Genomic DNA, 14,037 nt, shown 5'->3' with positions numbered 1-14,037 from the left:
TTGGACCTGCTGTTTCTGGGCACCTCGGCCGGGGTGCCCACCAAGGCGCGCAACGTCAGCGCCACCGCCGTGATCGAAGCCAGCGGCAGCCACTGGTACCTGGTCGATTGCGGCGAAGGTACCCAGCATCAACTGCTGCATACCCCGTTGTCGGTCCGCGACCTGCGCGCCATTTTCATCACCCATGTGCACGGCGACCATTGCTTCGGCCTGCCGGGCCTGCTGGCCAGCGCCGGCATGAGCGGGCGCACGGCGCCGCTGGACCTGGTGCTGCCGGCCGCCTTGCACGACTGGGTGCGCCTGAGCCTGGCTGCCAGTGATACCTTCCTGGCGTTCGAACTGCGTTTGCTGGCGGTCGAGCAACTGGGCGAATGGCGCAGCGATACCCTTGCCGTCAGCACCGTACAGCTGTCGCACCGGGTGCCCAGCGTCGCTTTCGTGTTCACCGAGCTCAACCCCGAGCCGCGCCTTGACGTGCAGCGCCTGGATGCCGAAGGTATCCCGCGCGGCCCGCTGTGGGGCGACCTTGCCAAGGGCCTCACGGTGGAGCATGCCGGGCACGTGCTGCATGGCCGCGACTACCTGCGCGCCTCGCGGCCGGCACGGCGGGTGATCGTCTGCGGCGACAATGACAACCCCGACCTCTTGGCCGAGGCGGCAAAAGACGTTGATGTACTGGTGCACGAAGCGACATTCACACAACCGATCATCGCCCGCACAGGTGTCAGCTTCGGCCACAGCAGTGCGGCAGCGGTGGCGCGCTTCGCCGAAACGGCCGGTGTGCGCAACCTGGTGCTGACGCACTTCAGTGCCCGCTATCAGCCGGACCCTCGGCGCAGCCCATGCATCGCCGAGGTAAGGGAAGAGGCGCAGGCCCATTACAGCGGCAACCTGACCCTGGCCCAGGACCTGCAGCGTTACCATATCGGGCGCGATGGGTGCCTGGGCCGCGTCACGGGTACCTAGCAAATCCCAAGCGACATGATCGCGCTGTTCTCCATCGGTTTTGTGATCTGCGGGCCGGCGATGGGACGCTCAGGCATCAAGCCGCCAGCCGCCCGCTGGCGATCGCCTCCGACGCCGCCAGCATGGCCCGCAGCAACACCGCACAGCCCGCTGCCAGGTCTTGCGGGGTGGCGTTCTCGATTTCGTTGTGGCTGATGCCGTTTTCACAAGGCACGAAGATCATCCCCGCCGGCCCCAACTCGGCCAGGAAGATCGCGTCATGCCCTGCCCCGCTGACGATATCCATGTGCGGCAGGCCCAAGGTCTGCGCAGCATCGCGCACGGCATCGACGCAACTGCGGTCAAAGTACAGCGCTGGGAAGTCGGCCGTGGGGACCAGTTCATGGCTCAGCCCGTGCTTGTCACAGGTGGCTTCAATCACTGCCCGCACGTCGGCGATCATCGCGTCCAGCCGCTCACCTTCGAGGTGACGAAAGTCCAGGGTCATGCGCACTTCGCCCGGGATCACGTTGCGTGAACCGGGGTAGGCCTGCAGGCAACCGACCGTGCCACAGGCATGCGGTTGATGGCCCAGCGCCGCCCGGTTGACCGCCTCCACCACCGCCGCAGCGCCGACCAGTGCATCCTTGCGCAGGTGCATCGGCGTAGGGCCGGCATGGGCTTCAACGCCGCGCAAGGTCAGGTCGAACCACTTCTGCCCCAGCGCCCCAAGCACCACACCGATGGTCTTGGCCTGGTCTTCAAGGATCGGTCCCTGCTCGATATGGGCTTCGAAATACGCGCCTACCGGGTGGCCAAGCACTGCCCGCTGGCCGGCGTAGCCGATGGCAGTCAACGCCTCGCCCATGCTCACGCCCTGGGCGTCACGCTTGGCCAGGGTTTCCTCCAGGGTGAATTTGCCGGCAAACACCCCCGAGCCCATCATGCAGGGCGCAAAGCGCGAGCCTTCCTCGTTGGTCCATACCACCACTTCCAGCGGTGCTTCGGTCTCGATGCCCAGGTCATTGAGGGTGCGTATCACCTCAAGGCCCGCCATCACCCCGAAACAGCCATCGAACTTGCCCCCGGTGGGCTGGGTGTCGATGTGGCTGCCGGTCATCACCGGTGGCAGCTTGGGATTGCGCCCAGGGCGGCGGGCAAAGATGTTGCCGACGGCATCGACACTGACGCTGCAACCGGCCGCCTCGCACCACTCGACGAACAGGTCGCGGGCCTGGCGGTCGAGGTCGGTCAGCGCCAGGCGGCAGACACCACCCTTGGGTGTGGCCCCGAGGCGGGCGAGGTCCATCAGCGATTGCCACAGGCGGTCACTGTTAACGTGGCGTTCAGTCGATAGCAGGGCTTGTTGGGCTGCGGTCATGGGTCAGGCCTCCTCAGGCGTTTTTGTTGTCTGCATTGATCACAGGCTGCACTGGCCCACGTACCGCCAAGCCGCCCAGGGCGTAGTACAACGCCCCGCCAAGCAGCGACCCGGTGAACCAGCCATAGTCGTAGAACCAGCTGAAACTGCTGTTACCAATGGCCATCACGGTCAGTGCCACAGGTAGCGCAAAGGCAGCAAACCCTGCCCAGTTCCAGGCCGGGTAAACGTCATCACGGTACAGGCCGGCCAGATCCAGCTTCTGCCGACGGATCAGGAAGTAGTCCACCACCATGATCCCGGCAATCGGCCCAAGCAGGCTGGAGTACCCCAGCAGCCAGTTGGAATAGACACTCTCCAGGCTGATCTCGGAAACGATCCAGCCGAGTTTTTTCAGCAGCTCGTGGCTCATCAGCGCCAGGCCGATGAAGCCTGTCAGCCACACGGCACGTGTACGCCCGATCAGGCGCGGGGCAATGTTCTGAAAGTCGTTGGTCGGCGAGACGATGTTGGCCGCGGTGTTGGTCGACAGCGTAGCGATGACGATCAGCGCCATGGCCAGTGCCACCCAGCCCGGGCTCTGGATCTTGCCGATCAGGCTCACCGGGTCGGACACCGTTTCACCCACCAGCGACGCCGAGGCGGCGGTCATCACTACGCCCAGGGAGGCGAACAAAAACATGGTCAGCGGCAGGCCGAAGATCTGCCCGAGGATCTGGTCCTTCTGGCTCTTGGCGTAGCGGCTGAAATCCGGAATGTTCAGCGATAAAGTGGCCCAGAAACCGACCATCGCGGTAAGCCCGGCGCAGAAATAGCTCACTACGCTCGCCCCTTCCGGGCGCTTGGGCGGCTGGGCCAGCAGCTCGGTCATCGACATGTGCGGCAACGCCCAGAACAGCAGGCCGAAGCCGACCGCCACCAACAGCGGCGCCGACAGGGTTTCGAGCCATTTGATCGATTCGGCGCCGCGCAACACCACCCACAGGTTGAGGGCCCAGAACACCATGAAGCCGATCACTTCACCGGTGCCACCGAGCGCTTTCCAGTCATCGAAGATCGAGCCCAGGAACAGGTGAATGGCCAAGCCGCCGAACATCGTCTGGATGCCGAACCAGCCACAGGCAACCACCGCGCGTATCAGGCACGGTACGTTGGAGCCGAAGATACCGAACGATGAACGCAGCAACACAGGGAAGGGAATGCCGTACTTGGTGCCGGGGAAGGCGTTGAGGGTGAGCGGGATCAGCACGATGAGGTTGGCCAGCAGGATCGCCAGCAACGCCTCGCCCACGCTCAGGCCAAAGTAGGCCGTGAGCACGCCGCCCAGGGTGTAGGTGGGCACGCAGATGGACATGCCCACCCACAATGCGGTGATGTGCCATGTGTTCCAGGTGCGCTGGTGCACTTTTGTGGGCGCGATGTCGTGGTTGTAGCGCGGGCTGTCGAGTACGTCACTGCCTGCGGACAGCTCGAACAGGCCATCCTGCTCGATCACTTGCGATCTGCTCTGTTGCATGGGGCCTTCTCCAGATTTTTCTAATTGTCTGCTCATCGGGCTAACGCGATGGCCGGAGTACATACACCACCAGTACTGCTCCTGCGGTCCGGCCTGGCGGTTGTGGCCGTACTCAAAATACGTGCCGGGCTGGCCTTCGGCTGCCCGGCCGGCCGCCGCCGACCGCAGGTAATCAACTGATCTGCAAGGCATTGATCCGCTTGCCGCGATGGCACGGTCATGCCTTCGCCTGCCGCTGTCAGCGCCATGGGCCGGCCCTGGCCCCTGCATCAGGTTTCAAACTGGTGCAGCCTGGTTTTTCAGTGGCGCGCCTTGCGCCTCCCGGCCAGGTTTCAAGCAGCTGATTTTGCATGGAAAATCTTGACCAATTTGGCTTCTTGTCAAGTGCGTCAAAATGGTGAAAGGCCTCACCATTTTGGTGATTATTGAAATTAATCGTTAAAAAACAATTAGTTATAGAAGATATAAGCTCATAAATTATTTTCTTGAACAATCCACAATGAGCATCTAAATTCCATTCTTGTCAGGCCTGACAGGATTGAAATTCATCCTCCAGCCACTGGCGCATAACAATTGAAGAACCGGCACAGACCGGTCAGCCTGCGAGGAAGACGGCATGTCCCTGTTGATCCGTGGCGCCACCGTGGTCACCCACGAAGAGAGCTACCCCGCTGATGTCCTGTGTGTCGATGGCCAGATCCGCGCCATTGGCAAAGACCTGCAAGCCCCTACCGACTGCGAGATCCTCGACGGTAGCGGCCAGTACCTGATGCCCGGCGGCATCGACCCGCACACCCACATGCAGTTGCCCTTCATGGGTACAGTGGCCAGCGAGGATTTCTTCAGCGGCACTGCCGCCGGGCTGGCCGGCGGCACCACTTCGATCATCGACTTCGTTATCCCCAACCCGCAGCAATCGCTGCTGGAGGCCTTTCACACCTGGCGCGGCTGGGCGCAAAAGAGCGCGTCCGATTACGGCTTTCACGTTGCCATCACCTGGTGGAGTGAGCAGGTCGCCGAAGAAATGGGCGAGCTGGTCACCCAACATGGCGTGAACAGCTTCAAGCACTTCATGGCCTACAAGAATGCGATCATGGCGGCCGACGACACCCTGGTCGCCAGCTTCGAGCGCTGCCTGCAACTGGGCGCGGTACCCACCGTGCACGCCGAGAACGGCGAGCTGGTCTACCACCTGCAGCAAAAACTGCTCGCCCAAGGCCTGACCGGCCCCGAAGCGCACCCGCTGTCGCGCCCTTCGCAAGTCGAAGGCGAGGCTGCCAGCCGTGCCATCCGCATCGCCGAAACCATTGGTACGCCGTTGTACGTGGTACACATCTCCAGCCGTGAAGCGCTGGACGAAATCACCTATGCCCGGGCCAAGGGCCAGCCGGTCTACGGTGAAGTGCTGCCCGGGCACCTGCTGATCGACGACAGCGTCTACCGCGACCCGGACTGGGCCACCGCCGCAGGCTATGTCATGAGCCCACCGTTCCGCCCGCGCGAGCATCAAGAAGCCCTGTGGCGCGGCCTGCAATCGGGCAACCTGCACACCACGGCCACCGACCACTGCTGCTTCTGCGCCGAGCAGAAAGCCATGGGCCGCAACGACTTCAGCCGCATCCCCAACGGCACCGCCGGCATCGAAGACCGCATGGCGGTGTTGTGGGACGCTGGCGTCAACAGCGGGCGGCTGTCGATGCATGAATTCGTCGCGCTGACCTCCACCAACACCGCGAAGATCTTCAACCTGTTCCCGCGCAAGGGCGCCATCCGCGTCGGCGCCGATGCCGACCTGGTGCTGTGGGACCCACAGGGCACGCGCACCATCAGCGCGCAAACCCACCACCAGCGTGTTGACTTCAACATCTTCGAAGGCCGCACCGTGCGCGGTATTCCCAGCCACACCATCAGCCAGGGCCGCGTGGTCTGGGCCGATGGCGACCTGCGTGCCGAACCTGGCGCGGGGCGTTACGTGGAGCGCCCGGCGTATCCCTCGGTGTACGAGGTCCTGGGCCGCCGCGCCGAGCAGCAGCGCCCGATACCCGTCCAGCGCTGAAGCTGTTGGGGCTGCTGCGCAGCCCATCGCCGGCAAGCCAGCTCCTACAGGGGCGGCATCACTCCCAGGGACATCACTGTACCTGTGGGAGCCGGCTTGCCGGCGATTGGGGCGCATGGCGCCCCCCCGCCCAAGCCCTAAAAAAAAGAGAGGCTACAACCGTGATCGATGCCCTGAACCACTTGCCGCGCCCCCGGGCCGGCGCCGACCAGCTGGCCGAGCAATTCAGTGACCTCGCGCCACCCCTCACCGCCCGCCAGGCCGCAGTGGAAAGCGCCCGCTGCCTGTATTGCTACGACGCGCCCTGCGTGAACGCATGCCCGAGCGAAATTGACATCCCCTCGTTCATTCACCGTATCAGCGACGAGAACCTGCAAGGTGCCGCCGAGCGCATCCTTTCGGCCAACATCCTGGGCGGCAGCTGCGCCCGCGTGTGCCCTACCGAGATCCTTTGCCAGCAGGCCTGCGTGCGCAACAACGCCCAGGAATGCGCACCGGTACTGATTGGCCAGCTACAGCGCTATGCCCTGGACAATGCCGGTTTCACCGAGCACCCGTTCAAACGCTCGCCAGCCACCGGCAAACGCATCGCCGTGGTCGGCGCAGGCCCCGCCGGGTTGTCCTGCGCACATCGCCTGGCCATGCATGGCCACGAGGTGGTGGTGTTCGAGGCCTGCGACAAGGCCGGCGGCCTGAACGAGTACGGCATCGCCCGCTACAAGCTGGTGGACGACTATGCCCAGCGCGAAGTGGAATTCCTGCTCGGGATCGGCGGTATCGAAATGCGCCACGGCCACCGCCTGGGCGACAACCTGAGCCTGGCAGAGCTGCGTGATCAGTACGACGCGGTATTCCTCGGCCTTGGCCTGAACGCCATACGCCAGCTCGGCCTGCCTGGCGAAGAGGCGCCCGGCATGCTCGCCGCCACCGACTACATCCGTGAGCTACGCCAGGCGGATGATCTTTCGCAACTGCCGTTGGCAGAGCGTTGCCTGGTGATCGGCGCAGGCAACACCGCCATCGACATGGCCGTACAGATGAGCCGCCTGGGTGCCCGCGATGTCAACCTGGTATACCGCCGCGGCTACGCCGACATGGGCGCCACCGGCCACGAGCAGGACATCGCCAAGGCCAACCAGGTGCGTCTGCACACCTGGGCGCGCCCCGACGCCGTGCTGCTGGACGACGACAACCGCGTGCGGGGCATGCGCTTCGCCCGCACCGAACTGGCCGATGGCCGCCTGCGCGACACCGGTGAGACCTTCGAGCTGGCCGCCGATGCCATCTTCAAAGCCATCGGCCAACGCTTCGACGAACAAAGCCTTAACGACCCGCTGGCTGCGCAACTGGCCCGCGACGGCGAGCGCATTCGCGTCGACGAGGGCATGCGCACCAGCCTGCCGGGCGTCTACGCCGGTGGCGACTGTACCGCCCTGGGCCAGGACCTCACCGTCCAGGCCGTGCAACATGGCAAGCTGGCCGCCGAAGCTATCCATGCCCAACTCATGCTCAATGTGGAGGCTGCATAAATGGCCGACTTGTCTATCGTGTTCGCCGGCATCAAGGCGCCCAACCCCTTCTGGCTGGCCTCCGCACCGCCAACCGACAAAGCCTACAACGTGGTCCGCGCCTTCGAAGCCGGCTGGGGCGGCGTGGTCTGGAAGACCCTGGGCGAGGACCCGGCAGCGGTCAACGTGTCGTCGCGCTACTCGGCGCATTACGGCGCCAACCGGCTGGTGCAGGGCATCAACAACATCGAGCTGATCACCGACCGCTCGCTGGAAATCAACCTGCGCGAAATCACCCAGGTGAAGAAGGACTGGCCAGACCGTGCGCTGATCGTCTCGCTGATGGTGCCGTGCATTGAAGAATCATGGAAATTCATCCTGCCGCTGGTGGAAGCCACCGGTGCCGACGGTATCGAACTGAACTTCGGCTGCCCGCATGGCATGCCCGAGCGCGGCATGGGCGCGGCGGTCGGCCAGGTGCCGGAGTATGTGGAAATGGTCACCCGCTGGTGCAAGACGCACTGCGCGTTGCCGGTGATCGTCAAGCTCACGCCCAACATCACCGACATCCGCCAGTCGGCGCGTGCGGCACATCGCGGTGGCGCCGATGCCGTGTCGCTGATCAACACCATCAACTCCATCACCAGCGTCGACCTGGACCGCATGGTCGCCCACCCGATCGTCGGCGATCAGAGCACCCACGGTGGCTACTGCGGCTCGGCGGTCAAACCCATCGCCCTGAACATGGTCGCCGAGATTGCCCGCGACCCGCAAACGCGCGGGCTACCGATCTGTGGCATCGGGGGTATCGGCAACTGGCGTGATGCGGCCGAGTTCATTGCCTTGGGCAGTGGCGCGGTGCAGGTGTGCACTGCGGCGATGCTGCACGGTTTTCGTATTGTCGAAGACATGCAGGACGGTTTGGCGCGCTGGATGGACCAGCACGGGCACCAGAACCTTGAAGCATTCCGCGGCCAGGCCGTGGCGCACACCACCGACTGGAAGTACCTGGACATCAACTACAAATCGGTGGCGCACATCGACCAGGATGCCTGCATCGGTTGCGGGCGCTGCCATATCGCCTGTGAGGACACCTCGCACCAGGCCATTGCCAGTACGCTGAAGGCTGACGGGACCCATGCCTACAGCGTGATCGAAGACGAATGTGTGGGCTGCAACCTGTGCCAGATCACCTGCCCGGTGGAAGATTGCATCGAGATGGTGGCGCAGGATACCGGCAAGCCATACCTGAACTGGACGCAGGACCCGCGCAACCCCTACCGCGAGGCGAGCTGACGCCTGGGAATCGCTGGGGCCGCTTTGCGGCCCTTTCGCGACACAAGGCCGCTCCTACACGACCCGCGATGCACTTATCAAGGCTCCAGGCCGATACCGCGCAGGATCACACTCGTCACCGTCTGTACCGCACTCTCGAACGCCAGGTCCGACAGCGGTTCTCCGCCATTGAGCACAGCCACCTGGTAGCCGAAGTCGGCATAGTGCTGGGTCGAAGCCCAGATCATGTACAGCAGCGCCGAAGGCTCCACCGGCAGGATGCGCCCCTCCTCCACCCAGCGGCGAATCTTGTCTACCTTCAGCTTCGCCCAGGGCACCAGGCTGTCATCCAGGCTCACCCCAAGCAGCGGCGCGCCATGCAGCATCTCTTCGGCCCAGATCTTCGAGCCCAGCGGCCGTGAGCGCGAATGGCCCATCTTGGCGCGAATGTAGCTGGTCAGCACCACCCGGGGGTCGTCGAAGTTCTCGAAGCACAGCGCGTCCTGCTTCCACACATCCAGCAGGTCCTGCAGCACTGCGCGGAACAGCTCATCCTTGGTACTGAAGTAGTAATGCAGGTTGGAGCGCGGCAGCTCGGCCTGTTCGGCGATGTCACCCATGGACGTTGCGCCGTAGCCCTTCTCGGCGAACACCTTTTCTGCGGCCACGAGGATCTTCTCGATATTGCGACGGCGAATTTCGATCTTGTGGTTGGCCATCAGAATTGCGATGCCCTGGCTGCCAGCTCATGGCGACGAACGCTCATGCGTATTCCTTGTCGATTGCTCTTGGCACTAGTCTACTCCGGTCATTTCGCTGAATACGAGTAGCCATGCCCTTCAACCACACTGGGCCCGATCCCTTGCCGGGCACTGCGCCCGGTGCAGGTTCAGCGCCGTGTTGATGATGCCGATGTGGCTGAACGCCTGGGGGAAGTTGCCCAGCATGCGCTTGCCTGCCGGGTCGTACTGCTCGGCCAGCAAACCCACGTCATTGCACAGCCCGGTCAGCTTCTCGTACAGCGCCTGCGCCTCGCCCTGGCGCCCCAACAGCACATACACATCGGCCAACCAGAACGAACAGACCAGGAACGTCCCTTCACCCGGCGTCAGGCCGTCACTGCAGCGGTCACTGTCATAGCGCATCAGCAAACCGTTTTTCAGCAGGCGCTGCTCGATCTGTTCGAGCGTGCGCAGAAACCGCTCATCCTGGGCCGGCAGGAACCCGGTGAGGGCGATCTGCAGCAGGCTGGCGTCCATTTCGCTCGAGCCATAGGCCTGGACGAAATGCAGGCCTTTGGCATCGAGCCCCTGCTCACACACCTCGCGGCGGATTTCATCTGCCACCTGCCGGTAATACTGCCCGCGCTCGCTGCCCTCCTCGGTGGTCTCAGCCAACCCCGCCGCGCGGTCGAATGCGACCCAGGCCATGACCTTGGAATGCACGAAGTGCTGCCTGCCACCACGCACCTCCCAGATGCCTTCGTCCGGCTCACGCCAGATGCGCTCCAGGTAGGGCATGATCAGGCGGGAGATCGCCGCACTGCGTGGGTGCCTGGGCAACCCGCCCTTTATCGCCTGGGCCATGGCGTCGGCGACCTCGCCGTAGATGTCCAGCTGCCGCTGTTGAGCGGCAGCGTTGCCCACCCGCACCGGCTGCGAGTGCTCATACCCGGCCAGCCACGGCAGGGTGTATTCCTGCAGGTCTCGCTCCCCTGCCAGGCCGTACATGATCTGCATCTGCTCCGGGTTGCCGGCCACCGAACGCAGCAGCCACTCACGCCAGGCCTGCGCTTCGTCGAAGTAACCCAGGTTCATGAACGCCAGCAGGGTCATAGTGGCATCGCGCAGCCAGCAGAAGCGATAGTCCCAGTTGCGCTCGTGGCCGATGCTTTCGGGCAGCGAGGTGGTGACGGCCGCAACGATGCCGCCGGTAGGGGCATACGTCATGGCCTTGAGGGTGAGCAATGAACGGCGCACGCTCGCGCTGTAGGGGCCGACATCCGGGCAGCGGGCGGCAAAGGCCTGCCACTGGCTGACGGTATGCGCCAGGGCATGTTCGATATCGCAGTCGGGCTGTACCGGCAGGTGCGAAGGTTGATGGCGCAGGCTGAACACCTGGCGCTCACCGGCGCACACCCGAAAGCGCGCGACAGTGTGGTGGTCGCGGGCGTGCGAGGCCACCGTGCTGCACAGGATCAGCCGGTCGGGGCCGGCGACGGCGCTCAGGGTCAGCGGGTCGAGCTTTTCCACCCAGGGTACGCTGCGCCCGTAGTCGAAGCGCATCACCAGGTCCATTTCAAAGTTGGTTTCGCCGGCAATGCCATCGACGATGCGCACGACCGAATTGACGTCGTCCAGCGGCATGAAGTCCAGCACACGGGCGCGGCCGCTGGCAGTCACCCAGGTGGTTTCCAGCACCAGGGTATCTTGCTGGTAGCGCCGGCTGACATGCTCGATGGAGTCGCTGGGGGCCAGGCGCCAGCGACCGTTTTCTTCATTGCCCAGCAGCGCCGCGAACACGGCGGGGGCATCGAAGCGTGGCAGGCACAGCCAGTCGATGGAACCGTCACGGCTGACCAGGGCGGCGCTGCGGCAGTTGCCGAGCAGCGCATAGTCTTCGATGTGGGCAGGCATTGGATCTCCTTAATGCAACTGTCTGGCCCACACAGTGGGCCGTGCGATCATCCCAACCGGTGCCACTCGCGCTTGTCACGGGCCAGCAACTCATTGCCGGCCGCTGGCCCATCCTCGCCCGCCGGGTACTCATGCACCTCGCCGTCCTGCGCCCAGGCATCCAGAAACGGCTGCACCGCACGCCAGCCGTTCTCGATGTTGTCGGCACGCTGGAACAAGGTCTGGTCGCCGGTCAGGCAGTCGTAGATCAAGGTCTCGTACCCCGTGGCCGGGGTCATCTTGAAGAAGTCCTTGTAGGCGAACCCCAGCTCGACGTTTTCCATCACCAGTTCCGGGCCCGGGCGCTTGGCTTGCAGGTCGAACCACATGCCTTCGTTGGGCTGGATCTGGATCTTCAGGTAGTTGGGCTTGGGCCGCTCCAGCTCCGATTCGCGAAACTGCGCGTAGGGCGCAGGCTTGAAGCAGATGGCAATTTCGGTGTCGCGCACGCTCATGCGTTTGCCGGTACGCAGGTAGAACGGCACGCCGGCCCAGCGCCAGTTGTCGATCATCACCTTCAGGGCCACGTAGGTTTCGGTCTGGCTGTCGGCCGCCACCCTGTCCTCCTGGCGATACCCGGCCAGGCGCTTGCGGCCCTGCTTGCCCGCGGTGTACTGGCCGCGCACGGAGTTCTTCAGGGCCATCTTCGTCGACCAGGGACGGATAGCGCCGATCACCTTGGCTTTTTCGCCGCGCACGGCATCTGCGCCAAAGGCTGCAGGCGGCTCCATGGCAACCATCGCCAGCAACTGGAACAGGTGGTTGGGCACCATGTCGCGCAAGGCACCGGTGTGGTCATAGAACCCACCGCGAGTCTCGACGCCCACCGTTTCGGCGGCCGTGATCTGCACATGGTCGATGTAGTGGTTGTTCCAGAACGACTCGAACAAGCCATTGGAAAAACGGCTGACCAGGATGTTCTGCACCGTCTCCTTGCCCAGATAATGGTCGATGCGGTAGATCTGCCGCTCGCTCATCACTTTGAGCAGGCAGGCATTGAGCGCCTCGGCACTGGCCAGGTCGGTGCCGAAGGGTTTTTCCACCACGACCCGGCGGTAGCCACCGCCAGACTCGTCGAGCAAGCCGGCATCCCACAGGCGCTGGGCAACCTCGGGGAAAAAGCGTGGCGAGGTGGCCAGGTAGAAAATGGCGTTGCCATGGCTGGTCTTGTCGATGCGCTTGGCCAGCGCGGTATAGGTGGCCGGGTCCAGGAAGTCGCCGGTCTGGTAGTCCAGGCGCTTGGCCAGGCGCGCCCAAAGTTTTTCGTCCAGGCACTTGGCTGCGCCCTCGCCGCCCTTGTCGCGTTCACGCATGAACGCGTGCAGGCGTTCGGCGAATTCATCGGCAGTGGCGGCATTATGGTCCACACCAACGATGCGCAGGTTGCGGTCGAGCAGGCCGTCCCGGCCCAGGTTGTACAGCGCCGGCATCAGCAGGCGCTTGACCAGGTCACCGTTGGCACCGAACAGGAACAAGGTACAAGGGCCGGCTGCAGGAGTGGTCTGTCGGGTCATTGGCCTTTCTTCTCGACGTGGCCACCGAAGCCCAGGCGCATGGCCGAGAGGACCTTGTCGCCGTAGGTGCCCTGCTGCTGGCGTGAGCGGAACCGGGCGAACAACGCACTGGACAGGACAGGTACCGGCACGGCCTGCTCGACTGCTGCGTCGATCGTCCAGCGGCCTTCGCCACTGTCCGATACCGAGCCGCTGAACTGCGCCAGGTGCGGGTCGGCCACCAGGGCATCGGCGGTGAGGTCGAGCAGCCAGGAGGTGACCACGCTGCCACGGCGCCATACCTCGGCGATTTCGGCGACGTTCAGGTCGAAGCGCTGTTCTTGCGGTAGCTCATCGCCGCCTTTGCTGCGCAGCAGGTCAAAGCCTTCCGCGTAGGCCTGCATCAACCCGTATTCGATGCCGTTGTGCACCATCTTCACGTAGTGCCCGGCGCCGGGCGGGCCTGCATGGATGTAGCCATGTTCGGCGCGGTCGTGCTCACCTTCGCGCCCCTGGGTGCGCGGAATGTCGCCAACGCCCGGCGCCAGCGCCTTGAACAAAGGCTCCAGGCGCTCGAACACGTCTTTCTCACCGCCGATCATCATGCAGTAGCCACGGTCCAGGCCCCACACCCCGCCAGAGGTACCGACGTCCAGGTAATGCAGCCCGCGCTTGGCCAGCTCGGCGGCGCGGCGCATGTCGTCCTTGTAGAAGGTGTTGCCACCGTCGATGATCGCATCGCCCGGTTCCAGCAGTTCGGCCAGCTGCGCGATGGTCTGCTCGGTAGGTTCGCCCGCCGGCAGCATTACCCATACCGCCCGCGGCGCCTTGAGCTTCTGCACCAGCGCGCCAAGGTCGTGAGCCCCTTGGGCGCCCTCGCCTTCCAGCCCGACGACTGCATCACGGTTACGGTCGTGCACGACCGTGCGGTGCCCGGCGCGCATCAGCCGCCTTGCAATATTGCCGCCCATGCGGCCCAGCCCGACGATTCCCAGTTGCATGAGCCGATGCTCCCCTTGAAAAATGAATGACAACACAGTCCAGCGTTTCAGATTAGTCCAGCACACCGCCCGAGGGTTCAGCGACGAACGGCGAGACAACGTTAAACAAAAAAGTTCCAATGAGCAGTGAAAGAATTCAGAATGCCCGCCGCGTGAAGCGACTACGCTTTGATTGTCACCAGCCAAA

The 14,037-nt window shown here is 64.0% G+C and carries 10 protein-coding genes; 4 read left to right on the top strand and 6 right to left on the bottom strand.

Features of this window, described 5'->3' with window-relative positions; translation table 11 throughout:
* Positions 1–966: a ribonuclease Z gene (locus tag JOE27_RS00685; protein ID WP_204917558.1), complete on the top strand. Its 966-nt coding sequence runs from the start codon at positions 1–3 to the stop codon at positions 964–966.
* Between the two features lie 76 nt (positions 967–1,042).
* Here JOE27_RS00685 and JOE27_RS00680 read toward each other — a convergent pair whose 3' ends face one another.
* Both JOE27_RS00680 and JOE27_RS00675 read right to left on the bottom strand, forming a co-directional pair.
* Positions 1,043–2,326 carry a Zn-dependent hydrolase gene (locus JOE27_RS00680; RefSeq protein ID WP_115275315.1) on the bottom strand — a complete coding sequence of 428 codons (1,284 nt, stop codon included), beginning with the start codon at positions 2,324–2,326 and terminating at the stop codon, positions 1,043–1,045.
* A gap of 13 nt (positions 2,327–2,339) precedes the next feature.
* Positions 2,340–3,842, bottom strand: coding sequence for an NCS1 family nucleobase:cation symporter-1 (locus tag JOE27_RS00675; RefSeq protein ID WP_204917556.1), 1,503 nt, complete (start codon positions 3,840–3,842; stop codon positions 2,340–2,342).
* 616 nt (positions 3,843–4,458) lie between these two features.
* Here JOE27_RS00675 and hydA point away from each other — a divergent pair.
* The 3 genes from hydA to preA all read left to right on the top strand — a co-directional run bounded on the left by hydA (position 4,459) and on the right by preA (position 8,702).
* Complete coding sequence (gene hydA, locus JOE27_RS00670) at positions 4,459–5,898, top strand: dihydropyrimidinase (RefSeq protein WP_046787272.1); 1,440 nt, start codon at positions 4,459–4,461, stop codon at positions 5,896–5,898.
* Positions 5,899–6,059: 161 nt separating this feature from the next.
* Complete coding sequence (locus JOE27_RS00665; protein WP_046787273.1) at positions 6,060–7,427, top strand: NAD(P)-dependent oxidoreductase; 1,368 nt, start codon at positions 6,060–6,062, stop codon at positions 7,425–7,427.
* Positions 7,428–8,702 (top strand): NAD-dependent dihydropyrimidine dehydrogenase subunit PreA, encoded by a 1,275-nt coding sequence (preA, locus tag JOE27_RS00660; RefSeq protein ID WP_115275318.1) that lies wholly within the window; start codon positions 7,428–7,430, stop codon positions 8,700–8,702. It begins immediately after the preceding gene.
* Positions 8,703–8,779: 77 nt separating this feature from the next.
* On the opposite strand, the gene JOE27_RS00655 is transcribed toward preA, so the two are convergent.
* The 4 genes from JOE27_RS00655 to gnd form a co-directional block, all read right to left on the bottom strand.
* A complete protein-coding gene (locus JOE27_RS00655; protein WP_012313733.1) occupies positions 8,780–9,400 on the bottom strand; it encodes a TetR/AcrR family transcriptional regulator in 621 nt (206 codons plus the stop codon).
* Positions 9,401–9,520: 120 nt separating this feature from the next.
* Positions 9,521–11,317, bottom strand: a complete 1,797-nt coding sequence (locus tag JOE27_RS00650; protein ID WP_119688637.1) for a glycoside hydrolase family 15 protein — start codon at positions 11,315–11,317, stop codon at positions 9,521–9,523.
* Positions 11,318–11,364: 47 nt separating this feature from the next.
* Complete coding sequence (gene zwf / locus JOE27_RS00645) at positions 11,365–12,870, bottom strand: glucose-6-phosphate dehydrogenase (protein WP_204917554.1); 1,506 nt, start codon at positions 12,868–12,870, stop codon at positions 11,365–11,367.
* Entirely contained in the window at positions 12,867–13,886 is a 1,020-nt protein-coding gene (gene gnd, locus JOE27_RS00640; protein ID WP_323613676.1) for a phosphogluconate dehydrogenase (NAD(+)-dependent, decarboxylating), read from the bottom strand. Before gnd ends, zwf begins: the two co-directional genes overlap by 4 nt.
* Positions 13,887–14,037 lie beyond the last annotated feature (151 nt).

The sequence above is a fragment of the Pseudomonas sp. M5 genome (assembly GCF_016907075.1).
Lineage (GTDB): Bacteria > Pseudomonadota > Gammaproteobacteria > Pseudomonadales > Pseudomonadaceae > Aquipseudomonas > Aquipseudomonas putida_E.
This window is presented reverse-complemented; position numbering and strand designations above follow the sequence as displayed.